24 protein-coding genes, 1 tRNA gene and 1 pseudogene are annotated in these 24,129 nt (G+C 60.8%); 22 read left to right on the top strand and 4 right to left on the bottom strand.

The genetic code is table 11. The features are described from left to right. Nucleotides 1–7 precede the first annotated feature (7 nt). The 14 genes from HMPREF0908_RS05110 to HMPREF0908_RS05045 all read left to right on the top strand — a co-directional run bounded on the left by HMPREF0908_RS05110 (nt 8) and on the right by HMPREF0908_RS05045 (nt 13,428). The gene (locus HMPREF0908_RS05110; protein ID WP_006690388.1) at nt 8–817 is read left to right on the top strand and encodes a Nif3-like dinuclear metal center hexameric protein; all 810 of its coding nucleotides are present in this window, start codon (nt 8–10) and stop codon (nt 815–817) included. Between the two features lie 12 nt (nt 818–829). Further along, the gene (gene lepA / locus HMPREF0908_RS05105; RefSeq protein WP_006690387.1) at nt 830–2,629 is read left to right on the top strand and encodes a translation elongation factor 4; all 1,800 of its coding nucleotides are present in this window, start codon (nt 830–832) and stop codon (nt 2,627–2,629) included. Between the two features lies 1 nt (nt 2,630). Then, nucleotides 2,631–3,800: a radical SAM family heme chaperone HemW gene (hemW, locus tag HMPREF0908_RS05100; protein WP_006690386.1), complete on the top strand. Its 1,170-nt coding sequence runs from the start codon at nt 2,631–2,633 to the stop codon at nt 3,798–3,800. Nucleotides 3,801–3,973: 173 nt separating this feature from the next. After that, entirely contained in the window at nt 3,974–4,261 is a 288-nt protein-coding gene (locus tag HMPREF0908_RS05095) for a hypothetical protein (RefSeq protein WP_006690385.1), read from the top strand. A gap of 209 nt (nt 4,262–4,470) precedes the next feature. Then, nucleotides 4,471–4,818 (top strand): OadG family protein, encoded by a 348-nt coding sequence (locus HMPREF0908_RS05090; RefSeq protein ID WP_006690384.1) that lies wholly within the window; start codon nt 4,471–4,473, stop codon nt 4,816–4,818. A 12-nt stretch (nt 4,819–4,830) separates the two neighbouring features. Then, a complete protein-coding gene (locus tag HMPREF0908_RS05085) occupies nt 4,831–5,958 on the top strand; it encodes a sodium ion-translocating decarboxylase subunit beta (protein WP_006690383.1) in 1,128 nt (375 codons plus the stop codon). A gap of 228 nt (nt 5,959–6,186) precedes the next feature. Continuing rightward, a complete protein-coding gene (gene cobI / locus HMPREF0908_RS05080; RefSeq protein ID WP_040572528.1) occupies nt 6,187–6,885 on the top strand; it encodes a precorrin-2 C(20)-methyltransferase in 699 nt (232 codons plus the stop codon). A gap of 1 nt (nt 6,886) precedes the next feature. Continuing rightward, the gene (locus HMPREF0908_RS05075) at nt 6,887–7,819 is read left to right on the top strand and encodes an ABC transporter substrate-binding protein (RefSeq protein ID WP_006690381.1); all 933 of its coding nucleotides are present in this window, start codon (nt 6,887–6,889) and stop codon (nt 7,817–7,819) included. Further along, a complete protein-coding gene (locus HMPREF0908_RS05070) occupies nt 7,816–8,787 on the top strand; it encodes a FecCD family ABC transporter permease (RefSeq protein ID WP_006690380.1) in 972 nt (323 codons plus the stop codon). The genes HMPREF0908_RS05075 and HMPREF0908_RS05070 overlap by 4 nt, the downstream gene beginning before the upstream one ends. After that, a complete protein-coding gene (locus HMPREF0908_RS05065) occupies nt 8,784–9,575 on the top strand; it encodes an ABC transporter ATP-binding protein (protein ID WP_006690379.1) in 792 nt (263 codons plus the stop codon). Before HMPREF0908_RS05070 ends, HMPREF0908_RS05065 begins: the two co-directional genes overlap by 4 nt. 96 nt (nt 9,576–9,671) lie before the next feature. Continuing rightward, nucleotides 9,672–9,947, top strand: a complete 276-nt coding sequence (locus HMPREF0908_RS05060; protein WP_040572433.1) for a type II toxin-antitoxin system RelB/DinJ family antitoxin — start codon at nt 9,672–9,674, stop codon at nt 9,945–9,947. Then, nucleotides 9,947–10,207, top strand: coding sequence for a Txe/YoeB family addiction module toxin (locus HMPREF0908_RS05055; RefSeq protein ID WP_006690377.1), 261 nt, complete (start codon nt 9,947–9,949; stop codon nt 10,205–10,207). The genes HMPREF0908_RS05060 and HMPREF0908_RS05055 overlap by 1 nt, the downstream gene beginning before the upstream one ends. A 305-nt stretch (nt 10,208–10,512) precedes the next feature. Further along, entirely contained in the window at nt 10,513–11,847 is a 1,335-nt protein-coding gene (locus tag HMPREF0908_RS05050) for an S-layer homology domain-containing protein (RefSeq protein WP_040572527.1), read from the top strand. A gap of 252 nt (nt 11,848–12,099) precedes the next feature. Further along, nucleotides 12,100–13,428 carry an S-layer homology domain-containing protein gene (locus tag HMPREF0908_RS05045; RefSeq protein ID WP_006690375.1) on the top strand — a complete coding sequence of 443 codons (1,329 nt, stop codon included), beginning with the start codon at nt 12,100–12,102 and terminating at the stop codon, nt 13,426–13,428. A gap of 123 nt (nt 13,429–13,551) precedes the next feature. On the opposite strand, the gene HMPREF0908_RS05040 is transcribed toward HMPREF0908_RS05045, so the two are convergent. Both HMPREF0908_RS05040 and HMPREF0908_RS05035 read right to left on the bottom strand, forming a co-directional pair. Further along, on the bottom strand, nt 13,552–13,725 hold the full coding sequence (locus HMPREF0908_RS05040) for a YjfB family protein (RefSeq protein ID WP_040572432.1): 174 nt from the start codon (nt 13,723–13,725) through the stop codon (nt 13,552–13,554). Nucleotides 13,726–13,739: 14 nt separating this feature from the next. After that, nucleotides 13,740–14,567 carry a hypothetical protein gene (locus tag HMPREF0908_RS05035; RefSeq protein WP_006690373.1) on the bottom strand — a complete coding sequence of 276 codons (828 nt, stop codon included), beginning with the start codon at nt 14,565–14,567 and terminating at the stop codon, nt 13,740–13,742. A 290-nt stretch (nt 14,568–14,857) separates the two neighbouring features. On the opposite strand from HMPREF0908_RS05035, the gene mtaB reads away from it, so the two are divergent. The 5 genes from mtaB (at nt 14,858) to nirJ2 (ending at nt 19,555) form a co-directional block, all read left to right on the top strand. Then, on the top strand, nt 14,858–16,147 hold the full coding sequence (gene mtaB, locus HMPREF0908_RS05030; protein ID WP_040572431.1) for a tRNA (N(6)-L-threonylcarbamoyladenosine(37)-C(2))-methylthiotransferase MtaB: 1,290 nt from the start codon (nt 14,858–14,860) through the stop codon (nt 16,145–16,147). 138 nt (nt 16,148–16,285) lie between these two features. Next, nucleotides 16,286–16,363: transfer RNA gene (locus tag HMPREF0908_RS05025), tRNA-Arg, on the top strand. Between the two features lie 169 nt (nt 16,364–16,532). Further along, on the top strand, nt 16,533–17,159 hold the full coding sequence (locus HMPREF0908_RS05020; protein ID WP_006690370.1) for a TetR/AcrR family transcriptional regulator: 627 nt from the start codon (nt 16,533–16,535) through the stop codon (nt 17,157–17,159). 42 nt (nt 17,160–17,201) lie between these two features. Then, the gene (nirJ1, locus tag HMPREF0908_RS05015; RefSeq protein ID WP_006690369.1) at nt 17,202–18,392 is read left to right on the top strand and encodes a putative heme d1 biosynthesis radical SAM protein NirJ1; all 1,191 of its coding nucleotides are present in this window, start codon (nt 17,202–17,204) and stop codon (nt 18,390–18,392) included. An 8-nt stretch (nt 18,393–18,400) separates the two neighbouring features. Continuing rightward, nucleotides 18,401–19,555 (top strand): putative heme d1 biosynthesis radical SAM protein NirJ2, encoded by a 1,155-nt coding sequence (gene nirJ2, locus HMPREF0908_RS05010; protein WP_006690368.1) that lies wholly within the window; start codon nt 18,401–18,403, stop codon nt 19,553–19,555. A 173-nt stretch (nt 19,556–19,728) separates the two neighbouring features. Here the strand turns inward: nirJ2 and HMPREF0908_RS05005 are convergent, their stop codons facing one another. Continuing rightward, a complete protein-coding gene (locus HMPREF0908_RS05005; RefSeq protein ID WP_006690367.1) occupies nt 19,729–20,466 on the bottom strand; it encodes a hypothetical protein in 738 nt (245 codons plus the stop codon). Between the two features lie 104 nt (nt 20,467–20,570). Here HMPREF0908_RS05005 and HMPREF0908_RS11250 point away from each other — a divergent pair. After that, nucleotides 20,571–20,695: pseudogene (locus HMPREF0908_RS11250) on the top strand (secretion protein HlyD). Here the strand turns inward: HMPREF0908_RS11250 and HMPREF0908_RS05000 are convergent. Further along, entirely contained in the window at nt 20,692–22,614 is a 1,923-nt protein-coding gene (locus HMPREF0908_RS05000; protein WP_006690366.1) for a heavy metal translocating P-type ATPase, read from the bottom strand. The pseudogene HMPREF0908_RS11250 and the gene HMPREF0908_RS05000 sit on opposite strands and share 4 nt — an antisense overlap. A gap of 509 nt (nt 22,615–23,123) precedes the next feature. Between HMPREF0908_RS05000 and HMPREF0908_RS04990 the strand changes: the two genes are divergently transcribed. Both HMPREF0908_RS04990 and HMPREF0908_RS04985 read left to right on the top strand, forming a co-directional pair. After that, nucleotides 23,124–23,693, top strand: a complete 570-nt coding sequence (locus HMPREF0908_RS04990) for a gamma carbonic anhydrase family protein (RefSeq protein ID WP_006690364.1) — start codon at nt 23,124–23,126, stop codon at nt 23,691–23,693. Beyond that, nucleotides 23,693–24,106, top strand: a complete 414-nt coding sequence (locus tag HMPREF0908_RS04985) for a hypothetical protein (protein ID WP_006690363.1) — start codon at nt 23,693–23,695, stop codon at nt 24,104–24,106. Before HMPREF0908_RS04990 ends, HMPREF0908_RS04985 begins: the two co-directional genes overlap by 1 nt. Nucleotides 24,107–24,129 lie beyond the last annotated feature (23 nt).

Below are 24,129 nucleotides of genomic sequence, written 5' to 3'. Positions count from 1 at the left end.
GTCACACATGCTCAGCTGTCAGGTCGTCATGAACGCCCTCGAACGCATCGCTCCGCGCCATCTGGCGGAGGACTGGGACAACACAGGACTGCTTGTCGGCAGCTTTTCACAGAAGGTGGAGCGCATCCTCGTCGCGCTCGACGTGGACGACACTGTCGTTGCCGAGGCCATCGAACGCAGAGCGGACATGATCGTCGCGCATCACCCCGCGATCTTTCGCGGCATGAAGCAGCTGCGCACCGACCTCCCGCTCGGACGGCGGCTCGCCGCGCTCCTTACGCACGGCATCGCCGTCGCGGCAGCGCATACGAACCTCGACATCACACGCGGCGGCGTGAACGACGTCCTCGCAGAGCGTCTGGGACTGGAAAAGCTCAGCAGCTTCGTCATGGTCGCGCAGGCGGACGGCAGCGCGGAGAGCCTCGGACGCATCGGCACGCTCCCCGCCCCCGTCGCCATCGACGACTTTGCCCATAGCGTGTGCGAGCGGCTCGGCGTCTCCCACGTGCGCCTTGTGCGTGCCGCCGCGCGTCCCGTGCGGCGCGTGGCCGTTGTCGGCGGTGCGGGCGCAGAGTTCATCGACGCGGCAGTGCGGCGCGGCGCAGATGTCTACATCACGGGGGATGTCAAATACCACGAGGCACAGCGCGCCGTCGAGCAGGGCATGCACCTCATCGACGCGGGGCATTTCGGCACGGAGCGTCCCGTCCTTCCCGTCCTCGCCGGCCTCCTGCGCACGGAGCTCGCGGCAGAGCACGGCACAGCGGCGATTTTTGTGACCGAGACACAGCGCGACGTATTCGACGTCATCATATAGGAGAGGGAACCTATGGAGCAGAAGCATATCCGCAATTTTTCCATCATTGCCCACATCGATCATGGAAAATCCACCATTGCCGACCGCCTCATCGAGTACACGGGGACACTCAGTGAGCGTGAAATGGAAGCGCAGGTACTCGACAGCATGGATCTTGAGCGCGAGCGCGGCATCACGATCAAGGCGCAGACCGTGCGCCTCGACTATCGCGGCGAGGACGGGGAACTGTACGAGCTGAACCTCATCGACACACCGGGACACGTCGACTTCAACTACGAGGTCTCGCGCAGCCTTGCCGCGTGCGAGGGCGCACTTCTCGTCGTGGACGCGGCGCAGGGCGTGGAGGCGCAGACCTTGGCGAACGTCTACCTCGCGCTTGAGCACGACCTCGAGATCGTGCCCGTCATCAACAAGATAGACCTGCCGAGCGCCGAGCCCGAGCGCGTCAAGGAGGAAATCGAGGACAGCATCGGGCTCGACACGAGTGCCGCCGTCCTCGCCTCGGCAAAGACCGGCATCGGCATCAAGGAAATCCTTGACGCCGTCGTCGCCTACATCCCGCCCCCCGAGGGCGACGCAGACGCACCGCTGCGCGCGCTCATCTTTGACTCCTACTTTGACGCATACAAGGGCGTGATTGCCCATGTGCGCATCAAGGAAGGGATGATCAAAAAGGGCATGAAGCTGAAGCTCATGGCGACGGGCAAGACCTTCGAGGTCACGGACGTCGGCTGCTTCCGTCCGCGCCCCGTCGATACAGGCGAGCTCCGTACGGGCGAGGTCGGCTTTATTGCAGGCGCACTCAAGGATGTGCGTGACGTGCGCGTCGGCGACACCGTCACGAGTGCCGAGCGCCCCGCCGCCGAGGCACTGCCGGGCTATCGCGGCGTCACCCCCATGGTCTTCTGCGGACTCTACCCCGAGGACAGCAAGGACTACGACAACCTCCGCGAGGCACTCGAAAAACTTCAGCTCAACGATGCCGCGCTCGTCTTTGAACCCGAGACATCCATCGCCCTTGGCTTCGGCTTCCGCTGCGGCTTCCTCGGCCTCCTCCACATGGACGTCATCCAGGAGCGTCTTGAGCGCGAGTACAACCTCGGACTCATCATGACCGCGCCGTCCGTCGTCTATCACGTCTACCGTACGGACGGCACCATGCGGGAGGTCAGCAACCCCGCCGACCTCCCGCCCCAGACCGAGATCGACCACATCGAGGAACCGTGCGTCAAGGCGACCGTCATTGTGCCGAAGGACTACGTCGGTGCCGTCATGGAGATCTCGCAGGAAAAACGCGGTGTCTTTCAGACCATGGACTACCTCGACGCGACGCGCGTCACCGTCATCTACCACATCCCGCTGAACGAGATCCTCTACGACTACTTCGACCGCCTGAAATCCGCCACGCGCGGCTATGCCTCCCTCGACTATGAGCTGATCGACTATCAGACATCGAACCTCGTCAAACTCGACATCCTCCTCAACGGCGACCCCGTGGACGCCCTCTCGACCATTGTCCACCGTGACCGCGCCGCCCAGCGCGGCCGCCAGCTCGCGGCCAAGCTGAAGGAAATCATCCCGCAGCAGATGTTCGAGATCCCGATCCAGGCGGCCATCGGGAGCAAAATCATCGCGCGCGAGAACGTGCGTGCCCGCCGCAAGGATGTCCTCGCGAAATGCTACGGCGGCGACATCACGCGCAAGCGCAAACTCCTCGAAAAGCAGAAGGAAGGCAAAAAGCGCATGAAGGCGGTCGGCAGTGTCGAGCTCCCGCAGGAGGCATTCATGGCGGTGCTGAAAATTGACGACTGATATGCGCAGGGCAGAGGGGCGGCAGACGTGGGGCATCTACGTCCACATCCCCTACTGCGTGAAAAAATGTGCATACTGTGACTTCGTCTCCGTCCCGTCCGCACAGCGTGGGGCGGAGATGGAGGACTATGCGGCGGCGCTGACGGCAGAGATTCTGCGCGAAGTGCCGCCGCTTCGTGCACGGTGGGGCGATGCAGCGACTATCTACGTGGGCGGCGGCACGCCGACGGCACTGCCCGCGCCGCTTCTCACAGGGGTGCTGCACACGCTGACGGCTGCGGCAGGAGAGCCCCTTGAATGCAGTGTCGAGGCGAACCCCGGCACCGTGGATGAGGTGTACCTCGGTGCACTCCGTGCGGCGGGCGCGAATCGCCTCAGCCTCGGCGTACAGAGCTTTGACGATGAGCTCCTGCGCGCCGTCGGGCGCATCCACACGGCGGAGGAGGCGGAGCGGGCATTTCATGCGGCGCGCGCGGCAGGATTCGGAAATATCAGCATTGACCTCATGTACGGACTGCCGGGGCAGACTCTTGACCGCCTGCGCCGCAGCGCTGCGGCGGCCGCCGCCCTCGCGCCGGAGCACCTCTCCGTCTACGGGCTGACCATCGAGGAGGGGACGCCGTTCGCGGCGATGCAGGCGGCAGGGCGGCTCAACCTCCCCACGGAGGATGCGGCAGAGGAGATGTACGACTTCCTCATGGCGGAACTGCCCGCGCGCGGCTACGCCCGCTATGAGATCGCGAACTTCGCGCGGCGGGGCTTTGAGAGCCGTCACAACCGCGGCTATTGGCACATGACTCCATACCTCGGACTCGGCGCGGCGGCGCACGGCTATGTGGACGGCGTGCGCTGGGCGAACGAGGCGGACACGCCTTCCTACATCCGCGCCGTGCGGGCGGGGACGTGCGTGCGTACGCCCGAGGACGGCGCACGCACACGAGAGCGTGCGATGGAGGAGTATGCTTTCCTCGCGCTGCGCACGGCGGAGGGCATCGACGCGGCGGACTTTCATCGCTGCTGGGGGCGAGACTTGGAGGACGTCTACGGCGCGGTGATCGCGCACTACGTTGGGCTCGGACTCCTTCGCCGCACGGCGGCGGGTATTGCACTGACCCCCGCGGGCATGAAGCTTGGCAACGAAGTCTTTGCCGCATTTTTGCTTGAGGAGTAGATCTGTGGTATGATGATACGAAGTGCGGCATTGCTGTCCGCGCGGACACCTCGTTTGCAAGCGGAGGAAGTGCGCCGTTAGGGGTCGCTTTTGACAGCAATATCCACGGACATAGCGGTATGTCTCATCATACCGTGTAGGAGATATGGAATGAATGAACAGGAGAAATTTCCATGAAAACACTGACCATGATCGAAATGCAGGGCTGCCCTTACTGCGCGAATGCCCATCGCGCCATCGACGCACTGCGCGCAGAGGGCGGCGTGTACGCGGACGTTCCGCTCACCTTCATCGACGAGAACAATGAGCCGGAGCGCACTCAGCCCTACGCTGGGCAGTATTACTACGTCCCGAGCATCTTTATGGACGGCACGAAGCTCTACGAGGCACAGCCCGGGCAGGGCTACGAGGCCATTTACGCCGAGGTAAAGCACGCATTTGATGCGGCCGGCAGGGGGTGAAGGGCGGATCCAATGAAACGTGCCGGATTGGCGAGTTTTATTGTGTCTGTGGGCTTTTGCATGTGAATTGCGGCACGAATACGTGAGAATTTGCTCTCAAAACGAAATAAAACTTGTAAAATTGTTTGAAATGACGCATAATAAACAGCGAATTAGATTTAGCGCATTCCTATGGAGAAATGCGCAGCTGAAAAGGATGAGGTGATTGTATGCATCAACCGGTCACGGACAACCCCTTCGTCATTATGGTCATCAACATGGTCATTGTCTTTGCTGTGCTGACGGCGGTGTGGGGGCTCATTGAGCTTGTCCATCTGATTGATCCAACCAAGAAAAAGGAAGTGCCGGCAGCGCCGCCGCAGGCAGCTGCCGCACCTGCTGCACCCGTTATGGCTGCCGCACCTGCCGCCGCGGATGAGGGCGTCAGCGCGGAGACCATCGCAGTCATCGCCGCCGCCGTCGCCGCCTGCGGCTGCAGCCCTGCACAGATCAAGGCCGTGCGTCCGGCGGAACAGCCCTCGTGGAGCCGTTATGCCCGCGAGCGCGGGATGCGCTAAGGAGGGATCATCATGGACTTTATCAATGCATTTTCCGTCTCTCTGCAGGCGATTGTACAGGGCAGTGGATTCTCCGGATTCACATCCGGCAACCTCATCATGATCTTCGTTGGACTGGTGCTCCTCTACCTTGCGTTTGCCCGTGACTTCGAGCCGCTGCTCCTCAGCCCGATCGCCTTTGGCTGTATCCTTGCGAACATTCCGTTCAACGGATTTGAGGAGCCTGGCGTCATGTCCGCGATCGGTATGGGCATCAAGTATGAGATCTTCCCTCCGCTCATCTTCCTCGGTGTCGGCGCAATGACGGACTTCGGCCCCTTGATCGCCCGCCCGTCGAGCCTTCTTATGGGCGCGGCGGCGCAGTTCGGCGTCTTTGTCGCTCTGCTCGGCGCGATGATGCTCGACTTCAATGCACAGGAGGCAGGTTCCATCGGCATCATCGGCGGTGCGGACGGCCCGACCTCCATCTACCTCGCCTCGAAGATGGCCCCGCACCTCCTCGGCGCGATTGCCGTTGCGGCGTACACCTACATGGCCCTCGTGCCGCTCATCCAGCCGCCCGTCATGAAGCTCCTCACCTCAAAGCGGGAGCGCGAGGTCGTCATGGAGCAGGCACGTGAGGTCACGAAGTTCGAGCGCATTGCCTTCCCGATCGTCTCGACCATCTTCATCAGCCTTCTCCTGCCGTCCATCACCGCCCTCCTCGGGATGCTGATGCTCGGCAACCTCTTCCGCGAGAGCGGCGTGACGGATCGTCTCTCCGATACAGCGCAGAATGCGCTCATCAACACCGTCACCATCTTCCTCGCGCTCGGCACGGGACTCACGATGAGCGCTGAGAGCTTCCTCGTCAAGCAAACGCTCATGATCATCGGACTGGGCCTGGTCGCCTTTATCTTCGGTACGGCGGCGGGTGTTGTCCTCGGCAAGATCATGTGCCGCGCGACGGGCTGGAAGATCAACCCGCTCATTGGCTCGGCGGGCGTCTCTGCCGTTCCGATGGCAGCGCGCGTCAGCCAGATCGTCGGCATCAAGGCAAAGCCCGGCAACTACCTCCTCATGCACGCCATGGGGCCGAATGTTGCCGGCGTTATCGGCACCGCCGTCGCCGCAGGTGCGATGCTCGCGATGCTGATGTAATGAGTCATTCTGCCGTCTCGCTGTAAGCCCAAGCATCCTCCGCCGGAGCGGGGGAGGCGGCGAATGCTCTATATTGACAAAATCATCCTTCCTCTGTACTATGGGGGAAGGATTTTTGTATTCTTCGCACACTTCCACCGAAGAACCGATAAGAACAAGTGGGAAAAGAAAGAAAAGTACCGCCCAAGACAAAAGAAAGGCGCGGGCTTTTATCATGGGAGGAAATTTATGCGCGGCACATTCTACGGCATCGGCGTCGGTCCGGGCGACCCCGAACTGCTCACCGTCAAGGCAATCAAGGCAATTGAGGCAGCAGATGTCCTCATTGCCCCCAAGACCGAGAAGAAGGACGGCAGCGTCGCCCTCAAGATCGCCCGTCCCTACCTCAAAGACGGCGTCGAGATCGTCTATCAGGTCTTCCCCATGGTCAAGGACTTCGCGAAAAATCCCGAAGCATGGGAGGAAAACAAAGCAGAGATCCTCGCCCTCCTCAACGCGGGGAAGAACGTCGCCTTCCTCACCCTCGGCGACCCCATGTTTTACAGCACCTACATCTACGTTTTCCGCCTCATGGAGCAGGAGAACGTCGAGATCATCACCATCCCGGGCGTACCCGCCTTTGCCGCGATCGGCAGCCGTCTCAATCGCCCCATCGTGGAGGGCGATGACATCCTCGCCATCATTCCCGGCACGGCGGACCGCGCAGACATCGAGAAGATTCTCTCCGCCGTGCAGAGCGCTGTCGTCATGAAGGTCTACCGCAACGCCCCCGAGATCGTTGACCTTCTCGCAGAAAACCACATGGCGGAGGATGCCGTCCTCGTCAGCCGTGCAGGGCTCGACGATGAGAAGATCATCCGCGACATCGGTGCGCAGCGCGGCGAACCGCTGAACTACCTTTCCACCATTCTTGCACGGAGGAACTGACATGAGAGCATTGGGAACAATTTTCCTCATCGCCGCCGCCCTCGTCCTCAGCGCGTGCGGTGCGCCCGCCCCCTCCACGGGCAGCGGAGCGGGCGGCACGTATGCTGCCGTGACGGATGACAACGGACGCACGGTCAGCTTTGACCAAAAGCCTGCGCGCATTGCCGTCACCTCTGCCTCCTTTATCGCGCCGCTCTACGCCGTCGGCGGCGAGGTCGTCGGACGCCCCGACTCCAAGATGAAGATCCCGGACGCAGCAAAGGCGGCGCCCTCCATCGGAAAAACCTACCAGATCGACACAGAGAAGCTGATCTCTCTCTCGCCGGACCTCGTCCTCCTCAATCGCGGCATGAACGAAAAGCTCATCGACACGCTCGATGCGAACGGCATCAAGACCCTCGTCCTCGACGGCAAGAGCTACGATGACGTAAAGCGCGAGATCGGCATCCTCGCCGTGCTCACGGGGGAGAAGGAAAAGGGGGAGGAGCTCGTCCGGAAGATGGACAGCGACCTCGACGCCGTCCGCCGCTCCATCCCGCAGGAGAAAAAGCGCGTCGCCATCATCCACAGCACAGGGCAGGGACTCTCCGTCCAGCTCGACGGCAGCATCGCGGGCTGCATTGCGAACATGCTCGGCTGGGAGAACACGGCGGCGGGCATGCCTGCCCTTGACAAGAACCCCGACGCCGCCCCCTACAGCATGGAGACCCTTGTCGCACAGAACCCCGACATCCTCTTTGTTACAAGCATGGGCGACGAGGCGGAGATCCGCGCGTCCATGGAGGCAATGTTCGCGGATAACCCCGCATGGCAGACCGTCACGGCCATCCGTGAGGGCAGAGTCTACTACCTCCCGCAGGAGATGTTCCTCTTCAGCCCCGGGCTTGACTACCCCGCGGCGGCGAAGTACATGGCGGGGCTCGTCTATCCATGAGAAAACGCATCCTCGTCCTCGTGCTCTTTGCCATGCTCGCCGTCATCGGCTGTATCGTATCGACGGCAAAGGGGTCGGTGGATATTCCCTGCGCGGAGATCGCCGCCGCCCTCGGCGGCGTGCGTGACACGGCGCACGCCCAGATCTTCTGGAACATCCGTCTGCCGCGCACCATCGTTGCTGCCCTCGTCGGCGTAAACCTCGCTCTCTCGGGGGCGATCCTGCAGGCGATCCTGCGCAACCCGCTCGCCGACCCGCACATCATCGGCATCTCCTCCGGCGCAGGACTGGCGGGCATCTTTATCATGCTCGTCCTGCCTGGAGCGGCATGGCTCATCACGCCGGCGGCGTTCGGCGGGGCGATGTTTGCCGCCCTCCTTATCTATCTCCTCGCGTGGCGTGACGGCATCCGACCGACGCGCGTCATCCTCGCGGGCGTCGCCGTCTCGGCATTCCTCGGCGCGGGCATCTCAGCCATGATGATTCTCTACAGCGACCGCGTCCACAGCGCGCTCATGTGGATGGTCGGCGGACTCTCTGCGCGGAGCTGGCCGCACGTCGAGATGCTCCTGCCGTACACCGTCGGTGCGGGGCTCTGCGCCCTGCTTGCGGCGGGGCGGCTCAACATCCTCCTGCTCGGCGACGACATGGCTCGCGGCGTGGGGCTCGCCGTCGAGCGCACGCGCGTCATGCTCACGGCGCTCGCCGCCCTGCTTGCCGCGAGCGCCGTCTCCGTTGTGGGGCTCCTCGGCTTCGTCGGGCTCATCGTCCCGCACGCCGCACGCCTCATGGTCGGCGCGGATCATCGCGTGCTCCTGCCCGCGGCAGCACTCCTCGGCGTTGCCGTCCTCACCCTCAGCGATACAGCGGCGCGGCTGCTCTTTGCCCCGCTTGAACTGCCTGTCGGCATCCTCATGGCGGTCATCGGCGCACCGTTCTTCCTCTATCTCCTGCGGAGGCAGCTATGAGCGCCGTACTGCGGGCGGCGGGGCTCACCGTCTTCGCCGCCGGACAGGAGATTCTGCACGGCGTGGACATCGAGATCCCGGCGGGGCGGCGCACGGCGATCATCGGCCCGAACGGCGCGGGCAAGACCACCCTCCTGCGCGCCCTCGCGGGACTGAACCCACACTATACGGGGACGATCGAGCTGGCAGGACGCGAGCTGCGCAGCTATACGGCGCGGGAGCTGGCACGCGTGCGCGCCATCCTGCCGCAGGAGCGCGCGGCGGCCGCGGGGCTCACCGTGCGCGAGCTCGTCGCCTACGGCCGATTTGCCCACGCGGGGCGGTTCTCCCTGCGCACGGGGGCGGCAGACCGTGACGCGGTCGCGTGGGCGATGGAGATGGCGAACGTCGGCGCATTCGCCGCGCGCGACGTACACACCCTCTCGGGCGGCGAGCGGCAGCGCGTCTTCCTCGCGATGGCGCTCAGTCAGAAGCCGCGCCTCCTCCTCCTCGACGAGCCGACCACCTACCTCGACATCGCGCATCAGCTGCGCGTCATGGAGATCACGCGCCGCCTCAGCACGGAGCATGGCATGACCATCCTCATGGTCCTGCACGACATGGCACACGCCATGCAGTATGCCGACGACATCATCCTCGTGCGTGACGGTGCTGTCGCTGCCACGGGCACGCCCGCCGAGGTGCTGACCGAGAAACGCATCGCCGAGGTGTTCGGCGTCCGCGTCGAGCTCCTGCAGGCCTCGGGCGGCACCCGCATCCCCGTCCCGCTCGCCCTCGTGGGGGAGTGAGAGTGGACGAGATGCATCAAAAATCATTGACAATGCACGATAAAATCCATACAATGAAATTAACTTAAGGAGCCGCTGATGAGAGGAGGCAAAATCATGGCACAGACCAGCGTGAGCATCCGCATGGATGCAGACCTCAAGCGGGCATTCGACGAATTCTGCACGGAGATCGGCATGACGATGACAACGGCGTTCTGCGTCTTTGCAAAGACGGCGGTGCGCGAGCGCAAAATACCGTTTGAGATCTCAGCCGAGCGGAGCAGTGACCCGTTCTATTCGCCGAGCAACATTCAGTATCTGGAAGGACTAAAGCGCGACATTGAGGCAGGAAATGGACATTTTGCTGAGCATGACTTGATCGAGGCGGATTGATGGGGCTCCTATGGGAAGACCGTGCATGGGAAGAATATCTGTATTGGCAGACGCAGGACAAGAAGACGTTGAAACGCCTCAACGCGGTGATCCGCGACATTCAGAGAGATCCCGCGGGAGGGATGGGGAAGACCGAACGCCTCAGAGGGAATCTCAGCGGATGGTGGAGCAGACGCATTGACGAAGTGAATCGTGTTGTTTACTACGAACAGGATGGTATCATCCATATCGCTTCTTGTCGTGGGCATTATGAAAAATAGCAGAGATCGCACCTCCCCCACAGAGACGGGGGAGGTTTTTGATTCCGGCGGATCAGCATCCTTCCCAACAGACAGGATGGCTCCCGCTGTGTTCGCCAAGCGCACAGAACCTGAAACCAATCTGAATTTCATAACCTAGTATAAAATTAATTCACAATAGGTCTTGCATTTTGTTTTTGTCCATGGTAATATAAAGGCGTTCCAAACGAGAGGATACAAAGGGCAAAGGAAACATGGATACTTTCACCCGTGTATTCCTCCGAATGGAAATCGATTACATCCATTTATTGAAGGAGGAGTTTCTCATGAAGAAGACACTCGTATCCGCACTTGCGACGGCCATTGTTGTCGGCGCAGCATCCACGACGTTCGCGGCAGCGAACCCGTTCTCCGATGTGCCCCGTGACCACTGGGCATACGACGCTGTCTCGCAGCTCGCTGCCGACGGTGTTGTTGAGGGCTACGGCGACGGCACGTATCGCGGCGACCGCAACATCACGCGTTATGAGATGGCGCAGATGGTGGCAAAGGCGATGGCAAAGGGCGATATGTCCGCGTCGGACCGTGCGCTCGTTGACCGCCTCGCAGCAGAGTTCGCTGACGAGCTCAACAACCTCGGCGTCCGCGTCTCGAACCTCGAGCGCAACGCTGACATGGTGAAGTGGAACGGCAAACTCCGTTACACCTATGAGAACATTCGCCGCGAGAACCTGCATCGTGACCGCGATAATGGCGTTGTTCTCTTCCGTCTCGATCCGACGGCTGAGGTCAATGATCATTGGCATGTCAAGGCACGTCTCGATGCAACGACCAGCCTGAGAGATGACCGCGGCACAGGCACAAACCATGACAAGGACAAGGTCACGCTGAAGCGTGCCTATGCACAGGGCGACTACACGAACTTCCAGGTGAAGCTCGGCAAAATGGATCTCCTCACGCCGGAGGGCAACTATCAGGCACCGGGCGCGATCGTCTATGATGGCAACTTCTCGGGCGCACAGGTCAGCTTTGGTAAGGATCTCAAGGGGATTCTCCAGGCAGGACGTGTCCGCGATCATGCTGCAACGAACCGTCTTGATACGCCATCTGGTACGACACTGAATACGGACTTCGATGATACGGCGAACTTCTACGGCATTGCAGCGCAGTATGACAAGAACAGCCTCGCAGCAGGCCTTGGCTACTACCGCTTCAATTCCGATGATGCGACGAATGATTTCAACCTCCGCCCGAACCAGAAGACCATGAGCATCTGGAGCGGCAACCTCGGCTATCGCTTCGACAAGAACAGCGTTCTCTCCGGTGCGTATGCGCATGCTTCGAACATCCTTGCTACGCATAAGCGCCTGAACAAGTCCTATCAGGTTACGTATGGCTACAAGGGAGCAAATCCTGCGGACAAGGGTTCGTGGGGCGCATATCTCTCCTACCGCTACCTCGGCAATGCATCGGTTGCTCCGACAGAGGATGGTGCACTCCTCCGCACGAAGGGCATTGAGGTCGGCGCAAACTATGCTGTGGCAAAGAACATCGTCCTTTCCGCGAAGTACTTCAAGGGTCGGTCGATTATCCCCGCGAACGCAACGTATGATCACAAGCGTGTCAGCCATGTGTTCGGACGTGTTGAGTTCCTGTTCTAAGATGAACGCATTGTGCGGCTGTGCTGCATGAATGAAAGAATCCCTCTCCCCCCGCGGGAGAGGGATTCTTTTGTACAGCGCACATGGGATTGAAAATATAATTCATTTGTCCTATTGTAATTTTCTCTCAGTAATGTTAAAATGGGCCTGTTCCGTATAGGAGAATGCAGAGCAATGAGGAAACATGGACACTTTCGCATGCATTCCTCTGACGGAAGAGCGTAAAACTATTTACCGAAGGAGGAGTTTCTTATGAAGAAGACTCTCGTGTCTGCACTGGCGACGGCGCTTGTTGTCGGCGCAGCATCCACGACGTTCGCAGCGGCGAACCCGTTCTCCGATGTGCCCCGTGACCACTGGGCGTATGACGCTGTCTCGCAGCTCGCTGCCGACGGTGTTGTGGAGGGCTACGGCGACGGCACGTACCGCGGCGACCGCAACATCACGCGTTATGAGATGGCGCAGATGGTGGCAAAGGCGATGGCAAAGGGCGATATGTCCGCCTCGGACCGTGCGCTCGTTGACCGCCTTGCCGCAGAGTTCGCTGACGAGCTCAACAACCTCGGCGTCCGTGTCTCGAACCTCGAGCGCAACGCTGACATGGTGAAGTGGAACGGCAAGGTTCAGTACGAGTATACGAGTGAGCGTTGGGAGAGCGTGCCGAAGGACAATGACAACAACCTCAAGCTCCGTCTCGAGCCGACGGCAGAGATCAACAATCATTGGCATGCCGTTGCCCGTCTCGACGCCTCAATCAATATGCAGGATGACCGCGGTGCAGGCGACGACCATGATGAGGATCGCCTCACGCTGAAACGTGCCTATGTACAGGGCGACTATGATAAGTTCCAGGTTCGTCTCGGCAAGATTGAGCTTCTTTCCCCGGAGGGCGACTACCAGGCGCCGGGCGCAGTCATCTATGATGGTGACTTCTCGGGCGCACAGGTCAGCTATGGCAAGGATCTCAAGGCGATTATCCAGGCCGGCCGCGTAAAGGATCATGCAAACCTGGCTTGGCCGCACTCGCTGCCTGCCGAGGATGAATTTACGGATAGGGCGAACTTCCAGAGCTACGCTGTCCAGTATGATAATGACAAGCTCGTGGCGGGTCTTGGCTACTACAACTTCGGTTCACAGGATCTCGTCAGCGGTGCTCCCGGTTCCGGCCCCTTCAATCTGAAAGCGAACAAAAACCGCATGGGGATCTGGGGGACCAACCTCGGCTACCGCTTCGACAAGAACAACGTCTTGTCTGCTGCATACGCGCGCAACAATGCGGTTGACGCAACCCACAGCAAACTGAAGAAATCCTATCAGGCTACCTATGCATATAAGGGAGCTGATCCGGAGGACAAGGGTTCCTGGGGCGCATATCTTTCGTATCGCTACCTCGGCAATGCATCCATTGCACCGACGGAGGACGGCGCACTCTTCCATACGAAGGGCGTTGAGGTCGGTGCGACCTATGCTCCCTTCAAGAATGTCGTTCTCACGGCCAAGTACTACAAGGGACGCTTGATTGAGCGTGCAGTGGGCGACAAGGTTCAGAAGGTCTACGGCTCGGTCGAGTTCTTCTTCTGATCGACAGAACGCACAGCGGCAGACCGCCGCATGAAAAATCCCCCTCCCGCAGGAGGGGGATTTTTGTGTGTTTATGTTGGTACAGGAAAACGGGGGTGTGCAGCGCACACCCCCGTTTTCCTGTTATGCTGATACGTCGATGCTGCCGCCGAGGCTCGGGTCGAGGCTCGCGGTGCTCTGCTCGATCATCTCGAGCGCCTCGCCGCTCGCGTCCATCGCCATCTTGGCGGCGGCGATGCCGAGACTCTGCGCGGTCTGCTGTGCCGCCATGCTGACGGAAAGCTGTGCAATATCCATTCTGCATTCCCCCATTATACATAGATGCTGAAGAGGTTCAGCATATTCGAGTAGCGTGACATGGTGGGCAGGGCACGTCCATTGAGGATGTTTGACGCGTAGCTGAGCTGTCCGCCGATCGCCTGCTCCATCGTCGGGATGACGCTGCGGCGCGAGAATTGTGCCGCCTCCGCATGGCGGTCGGCGCGTCCCGCGAGTCCATCCCTGCCGAGGATCGCCTCGGAGCGTGCGGGGGAGTCGATGAGTGCGTCGGCGAGCAGGTTCTCGTTGACGCGCAGCTTGCCCGTTGCGCCGTCGACGGAGATGCCCATCTTCGCGTACGACCCCGCCATATATGTAGTGTCGGAGAACTCGCCCGCGAGGGCCTGTACGCCCTTGCCGAGCTCTTTGTTTCCGCGCAGGAAGTCGCTCGTCTCGTTGTATTTGCTGACGAGATTCTTCACGTCCGAGATCGCGCCTTTCAGACGGTCACTGTAGCTGCGCGAGCCGTCGGCGTTTGTCGTGATGTCGCTGCTGCTGAACTTGAAGTCCGTGTTCTCGACGGCACGTGCCGCCTTGCGCAAATCCTTCATATTGCCGTCGTACTCTTTGTAGAACTTGGCGCTGGTCTCAGCGTAGGTCTTGCGGAGCTTCGCTGCCTGATTCGCAATCGAGAGGATGGAGCTGAGTTCCTGTGCGCTTGAGTCCTTCGCGTTGTAGTAGGCGGAGTAGAGACTGCTGTTTCCCTGACGCTGCGCCGGTGTGCCAAAGAGTGCGCGCGCTGCATCCGTGCGGGAGCTGCCTGCGTAGAGAGAGCGGTAGATGCTGCTTGCTGCGCCGGTCATCTGTGTAATGGTTGCCATATCTGTGTCCTCCTTCCCTGGTGAATGGTATAGGAAAAAAATCCTACACCTATTATATCGTTTTTTTCGTCAATGTCATTAGTTTGAAGAGAAAAATTTATGACTGCGGGTATGCCGTGTGTGCCTTGCCAAGATGGGCGAAATCTGTTAGGATAGAGATACAAAGAAGAGACCTCGACAAGGCGTCTGTCTCTTCACAAGGAAACGGAATTAACCGCCGCGCGTTGGGAGCAAGGGGCGGTTATTTCTTTTTTATTGTCGGAACGCTGTATGAAAACAGGAGGTGTGCGGTGCGCGCAGCATTTATGACGCTCGGCTGCAAGGTGAATCAGTTCGAGACGGAGACGATGGAGGGACTGTTCCGTGCGCGCGGCTATGAGATCGTGCCGTTCGAGGAGCGGGCGGATGTCTACGTCATCAATACGTGCTCGGTGACGCATCTGAGTGACCGCAAGTCCCGCCAGATTATCCGCCGTGCCGCGCGCATGAATCCGACGGCGTGCATCGCTGTGGCGGGCTGCTACGCACAGGTATCGCCCGAGGAGGTGCGCGGCCTCGAAGGGGTGCGTGTCGTGATCGGGACGGAGGAGCGCGCGCGCATTGTGGACTATGTGGAGGAGGCCCTGCACGCGGACGGTGTGGTGGAGGAGATCACGGATGTGATGCAGGCGCGTGCCTTTGAGGATATCCCCCTGCACGGCGTACCGCACCGCACACGTGCCTTTCTCAAGATCGAGGATGGCTGTCAGAATTTCTGCTCGTTCTGCATCATCCCCTATGCGCGCGGTCCGGTGAAGTCGCGTCCGCTCGCGGCGGTGGCGCGCGAGATGGAGAAACTCGCGGCGGCGGGCTTTCGCGAGGTGGTGCTGACGGGGATCCATCTCGGTGCGTACGGCATCGACCTCCCGCAGCGCCCAACGCTCGCCGATGCGTGCCGCACAGCGCTGCGCACGAAGGAGGTGCGGCGGCTGCGGCTGGGCTCACTGGAATCGGTGGAGCTGTCGGAGGATCTCCTCTCGCTCGTACGGACGGAGCCGCGCTTTGCGCCGCATCTGCACCTTCCGCTGCAGGCGGGGAGCGACAACGTCCTGCGTGCGATGAACCGCCGCTACGATACGGCGGCGTTTGCGCAGCTCCTCGCCGATGTGCGCCGCGCCGTGCCGGGCGCGGCGATCTCGACGGACATCATTGTCGGATTTCCGGGGGAGACGGAGGAGGACTTCACGGCAGGTCTTGACTTTGTGCGCGCGATGGGATTTGCGCGGATGCACGTCTTCCCGTACTCGGCGCGGCGCGGTACGCCGGCGGCACGGCGCACGGATCAGATCGCCCCGCCGGTGCGCAGGGAGCGTGCAGCGCGGATGCAGGCACTCGCTGAGGAGATGGCGGAGGCGTATCATCGTGCGGCGCTCGGCACGGTGGATGAGGTCCTCTTTGAGACGGAGCACGACGGTGTGGCGGACGGATTGACAGGGACATACATCCGCGTCTATACAGATGCCGCCGTCCCGCGCGGCGAGCTCGTCCCCATGCGTCTCGTGCGTCTCTGCCGCGACGGCGTGTGGGGCGAGCGCGTCTAGGAGACTGCACAGAGCACAATGCGGTGCTCCCTTTTATTTGCTTGTGCAGCATGTCTATGGCAATCCTGCAACTTCCGGAAAATCCCCCTTGACAGTCTGCCTCAAAGATGTTATTATAATCACCGTCGCAAGACACGTGACTCAGTAGCTCAGCTGGATTAGAGTATTTGACTACGAATCAAAGGGTCGGGGGTTCGAATCCCTCCTGGGTCACCATTTTGAACGCAGACGCCGATGAAGATCGGCGTTTTTTTGTACATGGATGATATTTTTGTCATTGAGAATGAAAATATGAACGAGGTTCATATTTTGCTTTTCAAATGGCTTTTTTTTCGTTATAATAGTATTACTAACGAGAGAGGGTGCGATTCGTTTGGAAGAAAAGATGGGGCGTCGTGAGCGCAAGAAGCTGCAGTCGCGCAAGATGATTCTCGAAGCCGCGGTCAGCGAGTTCTCGAAGAAGGGCTACAAGGAGACGTCGGTTGCGGACATCATGACGGCGGCGGATCTCGGCATCGGCACGTTCTACAACTATTTCGCCTCGAAGGAGGAGCTGCTGTTCTCCCTGCTTGGACGGCTGGGCGAGACGATATGCATGGCGCTTGCCGAAGCGCGGTCGGCGGAGCGCAGTTCGCTGGAGCTGCTTGAGGTCGGTGCGCGCGTGACGGCAAAGTTCCTCGATGAGAACCGCTTTGTGATGCCGCTCTTTCTCTCGGTGTCACATCATAAGCCGCAGGGGGCCCCTCCGCAGGAGGGGGCGGAGGATAAGCCGCATCCGAGCCGCATGGCGCCGCAGGTAAAGCGGGTCTTTACCGAGATTATCCGCGAGGGACAGAAGGCGGGGGAGATTCGCGGTGACGTTCCCGTCGATCTGATCGCGGAGATGTTCCACTCACTGTATCAGGCGGCGGCGTTCAGTCAGCTGGATCTGAGCTTTCAGGAAAATATTGCGCTCAAGACGCGCCTGCTCCTCGACGGCATCCGCAGGCAGAATGAGGAGCAGGCAGTCTGAGGAGACAGTTTCCTGAACCAACTGTGTATTTTAGGAGTACCAATGATCAGTGTAACAAAACTTCTTTTTATGGATGAGTACTATGGCGATGCGCTGCGTTACTCACACAACGCGCATCGGATGAAGAGCGGTGCGGCGGAGGGCATCGGCCCCGTCGTGGTCTGGAACTCGACGCGTACGTGCAATCTGCGCTGCCGCCACTGCTATATGGAGTCGGACGGGCAGACGTACGACGGGGAGCTGACGACGGAGGAGGCAAAGCGCTTCATTGACGATCTCGCGGAGTTCCGTGTGCCCGTGCTGCTCTTCTCGGGCGGCGAGCCGCTGATCCGCCCCGACTTTTTCGAGCTTGCGGAGCACGCGGCAAAGCGCGGCGTGCGTCCGACGCTTTCGACGAACGGGACGCTCATCACGCGCGACGCGGCACAGCGCATCAAGGATCTCGGTGTGGGCTATGTCGGCATCTCGCTCGACGGTCTGGCGGATGTGAACGATATGTTCCGCGGCGTGGACGGCGCGTACCAGCGGGCGATGGAGGGCATCGAGAACTGCGTCGCCGTCGGTCAGCGCGTGGGCCTGCGCTTTACGATCAACCACCACAACATCATGGAGCTGGACAAGATCTTCGACTTTATCGAGGAAAAGGGGATCAACCGCGTCTGCTTCTATCATCTCGTCTACTCGGGACGCGGCGGGCAGATGATGGATGAGGATGTGACGCCCGCGCAGGCACGTCACGCGATGGATACGATCATCGCGCGGACGAAGGACTTTGAGGCGCGCGGTCTCAAGAAGGAGATCCTGACGGTGGACAACCACTGCGACGGGGTCTATATGTATCTGAAGGCGCTCGCCGAGGGCAACGACGCGGGGGCAGAGCAGATCAAAAAGCTGATCGGCGCGAACGGCGGCAACCGCTCCGGGATTGCGTTCGGCGAGGTGGATCCGATGGGCTATGTGCACCCCGATCAGTTTACGCAGCATCACACGTTCGGCAATGTGCGCGAGCGCAAGTTCGGCGATATCTGGCAGGATGTGACGAATCCGATCATGGCGGGGCTGAAGGATCGCAAGCCGCTCCTCAAGGGACGCTGTGCGCGCTGTCAGTATCTCGACTGGTGCAATGGGAATTTCCGCACGCGTGCCGAGGCACGGACGGGGGACTTCTGGGCATCCGATCCGTCCTGCTATCTGACGGATGAGGAGATCGGCGTTGCGGGAGCGGCACTGTGAGCGCGCCGATGGAAGCGGCGCACGCCGCGCAGGGCGCCCCGGCAGGGCATCCGCATGGCATTGGGCACCCGCACGGGATGGGACATCCCGGCGGACATCCGCATGGCATGGGGCAGGGCGGTCACCCCGGCGGACATCCGAAGGGCGTCGCGGGCGGCGGGGTGAAGATCATCTCGTGGAACGTGACGAACGCCTGCAATATGTACTGTGCACACTGTTATCGCGATGCGGGCTGCCGTGCGGACGAGGAACTCTCGACCGAGGAGGGCAAGAAGCTCCTGCGCGAGATCGCAAAGGCGGGCTTCCGCATCATGATCTTCTCGGGCGGCGAGCCGCTGTCGCGCCCTGATATCATCGAGCTGGTTGCCTATGCGCGCGGACTGGGCCTGATCCCCGTGTTCGGCACGAACGGCACGCTGATCGACCTGCCGACGGCAAAGGCGCTGAAGGAGGCGGGCGCGTGCGGGATGGGCATCTCGCTCGACTCGCTCGACAAAAAGAAGCACGATACGTTCCGCTCGTTCCCCGGCGGCTGGGACGGTGCAGTGCGCGGCATGGAGAACTGCCGTGCCGTCGGGCTGCCGTTCCAGATCCACACGACGGTGATGGACTGGAACGCGCACGAGCTTGAGGCGATGACGGATTTCGCCGTGGAGATCGGAGCGAAGGCGCATCACTTCTTCTTCCTCGTGCCGACGGGACGTGCGGAGACGATCGAGGAGGAGTCGCTGCGCGCGGAGGCGTACGAGGATGTGCTCACACGCATCATGAAGAAGCAGGAGACGGTGGACATCGAGCTGAAGCCGACCTGTGCGCCGCAGTTCCTGCGCATCGCCGACCAGCTCGGCGTGAATACGCGCTTTTCGCGCGGCTGTCTTGCGGGGCTGACGTACTGCATCATCAGTCCGCGCGGCAAGGTGCAGCCATGCGCGTATCTCAACCGCGAGCTCGGCGATGTGCGCGAGACGCCGTTCGATGAGATCTGGGCGAAGAACGAGGTGTTCAAGGAGCTGCGCACGCTCGACTACGGCGGCGGCTGCGGCTCATGCAGCTATAAGAAGGCGTGCGGCGGCTGCCGTGCGCGTGCCGCGTACTACCACGGCGGTGACTTCATGGCGGAGGAGCCGTGGTGTCTCTACCACGGACGCCGCGGTGAGGCATAAAGAGATGTGAAAAGCCCCCGACGATCGTCGGGGGCTTTTGTGTGTTTCAAAGAAATAACCGCCCTGCCTGAGAAACGGTGCGGTTAAATCCATATCCGTGATGAAGGCAGCCGCTCTATCGAGCGGTTCTCTTTTGTCTCTATTATATCAGAGAGCCGTGTAACGTGCAAGATTTATTCGCTGCGGGCTGCATCCTTGTGCCCTGCATCGTCCTTGTCTTTGCTCTCCGCATCATCGAGTGCCTTCTTCGTCAGTGCGGCAGTGAGGGAGGTGACGGCGTTCGCCGTCGCATTGTCCTCTTTGGGGGCGGCGTTTTCCTTTTCCTTTGCCGTCGCAGCATCGAGATCGGCACGCTCCTGCACGGACTGACGCCGCAGGGCATCGGTATGCTCTGCTTTTTCCTTGATGATATTTTGGAGGTTGGCGATGGATTCATCTTTCGCACGCATGGTGTTCACGATCTCACCTGCGGTCAGCGTTCCGTCTGTGATCTGCTTCTCCATTTGGTATTTTTCTTTGTAGAGCGTACTGAGTTTATCCTCGTCGGTCATTCCCGCCCGCTTCAGCTTGTCCGCTTCCTTTTGCAGGAGCGCCTTATCGTCGTCTGTGAGCTTTTCGTCGGTCGCGATGCGCTGCTCGATGGCGGCGGCTTCGTCCTTTTTCGCGCGTTTCTCGTTCGCCTCGTTCTGTTCGGCGGCGAGTGCCGTCTCGGCGGGGGTCAGGCGGTCGTCGGGAGCATCCATTGCGCTCAGTTCGCGGCCTTTCGCACTGATATAGACCTCGGCGGCACGGGAGAGGATGGTCGGTGCAGCTTTTGTGTTTTGCCCTGCTGCCTGTCCCGTGGCCTGACGTGCGGGATGATTGTCCGTGTGCAGAAAGGAAAGTTTTTCATCGATACGCTGTGTTTGCATGATCAGCACCTCCGCAGAGCGTTATCTCTTTATCTATCATATCGTATGGAGGGGAGATTGCTTAAGGAAGCACTGATAAAATGAGGTCAGCCAGATTGGCGTAGATTTTTTGTCCGATTGAGGCAGCAAACCGGACGCATAGCGAGGGCTATGTGGAGGATTTGCTAACGAAAAGCGGGCGAAAAAGATGCGTCAAGATGGTGTGCCGAATTTATCAGTGTTTCCTTAAATATGGATGAAGTCCTTCTGCGCCCGCATGGCACGCATGGCATTGAGGACGGCGAGGAGGGTGACGCCCACGTCGGCGAAGATCGCCGCCCAGAGGCTTGCCCAGCCGAGTGCGCCGAGGAGGAGGACGGCCGCCTTGATGCCGATGGCGAGGGCGATGTTCTCCCGTGCGATACGGACGGTGCGGCGTGCGAGGGCGAGGAGGGAGACGAGCCTGCGCGGTTCGTCGGTCATGAGTACGACATCCGCCGCCTCGATGGCGGCGTCCGCCCCGATGCCGCCCATGGCGATGCCGATGTCGGCACGTGCAAGGACAGGTGCGTCGTTGATGCCGTCGCCGATGTAGGCGAGCGTCCTGCCCGTGCGCTCGGCGGCGAGCAGACGCTCAAGATGCGCCGCCTTGTCCTGCGGCAGGAGTTCGGCGTATACCGTGTCGATGCCGACCGCCGCAGCGACGCTCTGGGCGGCGGGGCGGGCATCGCCTGTGAGCATGACGGTCTCGCGGACACCGTGCTCCCTCAACGCGCGGACGGCATCCGCAGCACCTGCTCGGACGGTGTCGGCGACACAGATCATGCCCGCATACGCTCCATTCACGGCGAGCCAGATCGCACCTGCAGGTGCGGTAGGCGGGAGGTCGGTGACGCCGCTCTCGCTGAGGTATGCGTGTGTGCCGATGCAGATGATGCGTTCCTCGCTGCGCGCAGTGATGCCGCGCCCCGCGTGCTCCTCGATGTCATGGACAGCCGCAGGAGTGCCGCCGTATTCCGCGAAGGCACGCATGACGGCGCGCGCCATCGGATGGGACGAGTGCTGCTCTGCGGCGGCGGCGCGGGCGAGCACCTCCTGCTCCGTAGTGCCTGCGGCGGGGAGGATGCGCGTCACACGGAGGTTGCCCTCGGTGAGCGTGCCTGTCTTGTCAAAGACGACAGTGTCCGTGCGGGCGAGCGCGTCGAGATAGGAGCTGCCCTTGACGAGGAGCCCCGCACGGGATGCCGCGCCAAGCCCCGCGAAGAAGGTGAGCGGAACGGAGATGACGAGGGCGCAGGGGCAGGAGATGACGAGGAAGGTCAGCGCACGGTAGACCCACGGCGCGAAGGCGTCTCCCATGATGAGCGGCGGCAGGACGGCGATGGCGAGAGCGGCGCATACGACGACGGGGGTATAGATGCGCGCAAAGCGCGTGATGAACGCCTCCGTGCGCGACTTCTTATCCGCCGCCTCCTCCACGAGATCCAGAATGCGCGCCGCAGCGGACTGCGCATAGGCGGCTGTGACGCGGACGGTCAGCGCGCCCGTGATGTTGACGCAGCCGCTGAGGAGCGTATCTCCCGTACGTACGGTGCGCGGCAGAGACTCTCCCGTGAGCGCAGCGGTGTCGAGCGTGCTCTCGCCTGCGGTCACCGTCCCGTCGAGCGGCACGCGCTCGCCCGGATAGATGCGGATCGTGCTGCCAAGGGCAACCGCCGCGGGATGTACGATCTCCTCGCGCCCGTCCATGAGGACGCGCGCCGTGTCGGGGCGGATGTCCATGAGCGCTGTGATGGAGCGGCGTGCGCGCTGGACGGCACGATCCTGCAGGAACTCACCGAGCTGATAGAGCAGCATGACGGCGGCGGCCTCGGCGTAGTCGCCGAGCGCGAGGGCGCCGAGCGTGGCGGTGCTTATGAGAAAGTGCTCGCCAAAGAGATGTCCATGCCGCAGATTTACGGCGGCGCGCCAGAGCACATCGGCACCGACGAGGACATACGCCGCGAGAAAGAGAATGGTGCCCGCCGTCCCCTCGCCGCAGAGCATACCGAGGAGAAAGAGCAGAGCTGCCGCCGCGATGCGCGTACGCGCGGACAGGTACGTGCGTCGCTCTGCCTGCGCGTTCGTGCATCCGCACCCGCAATCATGAGACTGTGCTGCTGAATCCATGATGGATCACCGCTTTCTGCTTTTATATGGACAGTTATTCATGCGTTGATTATGGCGCAGAAGCGCGATGAAGTCAAGCGGAGATGTGGAAATCACGGATAAATTCAGCGCGATTTTTAAGGAACCTTTTTGCCTGCCCTTTGAAGAAATAATCGTCTGTCTTTTCGTAATGCTGTGTTCTATTAAATTTTCCTGGAGGGCGCAGAACTATTGCAATAGCACGGGGGATATGGTAAATTATCACTCGTATTTCTTGTACGTGTGCCAACATTCGAAAGGGAATGGGGGGGAACGGCATACGGCACATTTGGAAGAATTAGCTGGCCTTGGCGAGGGATACCTTGAGACTTGGCGGGATGATTAGTGTCTGCACGGGAGAGACGCGCACGAGCGCGTCGTGCATCGACGACCAAATGGCAGGAAATACAGGCTGGTGAGGATCACCAGCTTTTCTTTTTGTCCGAAATGCGATAAAATAAATTGTGCGCATCTGTTTGAAAGGAGCTGCTATGTTTACATTCAAAGGAGACGGATTCCATGCCTTTCACGGCATTACGCCGCAGATTCACGAGGAGGCGTTCGTCGCGCCGCAGGTGTTCCTCTCGGGTGATGTGCGGCTCGGGCAGTACGCGAGCCTCTGGCCGGGGGTTGTCGCGCGCGGCGATGTCAACTATATCTCGGTCGGCGTCTGCTCCAATGTTCAGGATCTCACGTGTCTGCACGTCGCGGACGATAATCCGTGCATCATCGGCGACTATGTGACGGTCGGGCACAGCGCGTGCATCCACGGCTGCGAAATCGAGGATCATGTGCTGATCGGCATGGGCGCGATTGTCCTCACGGGGGCAAAGATCGGACGCGGCTCGATTATCGCGGCAGGCGCCGTGGTCAAGGAGAACGCAGTAATCCCGCCGAACTCGCTCGTCGCGGGCGTCCCGGGCAAGATCATGCGAGAGAATATCGACCGTATCAAGACGATCCATGCACAGGCAATCAAGTATAAATGCGAGTGGGCGGTGGAATACGGCGTCTATCCTGAGATCGGCGGCGAACGCTACCACGGCGAGAAGGTCATCTGATGGCGGCAGAGGAGCTGATCCGCCAGCCGCACGGAAAAGAGCAGCAGATAAAGATGGAGATCGTCTCCATGATTCACGGCGGTGAGTCGCCCTACGATGTGATTCATCATGTCGCTCAGTGGCTGGAGAAGACGTCGGGCGAGCCCGGCTATGCCCAGTACGTCGAGGATGCGATGCGTTCGGTCTACGGCTGTGCGCTGCAGCATGTACGGCCGATGGAGGATGAGCTGCGCGACGTGGAGGCACGCCTCGTCCGCATCCGCGCTGCCTACGAGGACCCTGTATTCACCGAGGAGGAGAAGAAGCGCATCCGCTTTGCGATCGACCTCCACGTGAAGAATATCGCGCGCCTGAAGGAGTGCATTGCGCGCGCCAAGGCGAACGGCGAGCCGGCAGAGATTGTGAAAAACTGAGAAATCGCTGATAAAAGCATTCT

The sequence above is a fragment of the Centipeda flueggei ATCC 43531 genome, from assembly GCF_000160695.1.
In the GTDB taxonomy this organism is placed as follows: Bacteria; Bacillota; Negativicutes; order Selenomonadales; family Selenomonadaceae; genus Centipeda; species Centipeda flueggei.
This window is presented reverse-complemented; position numbering and strand designations above follow the sequence as displayed.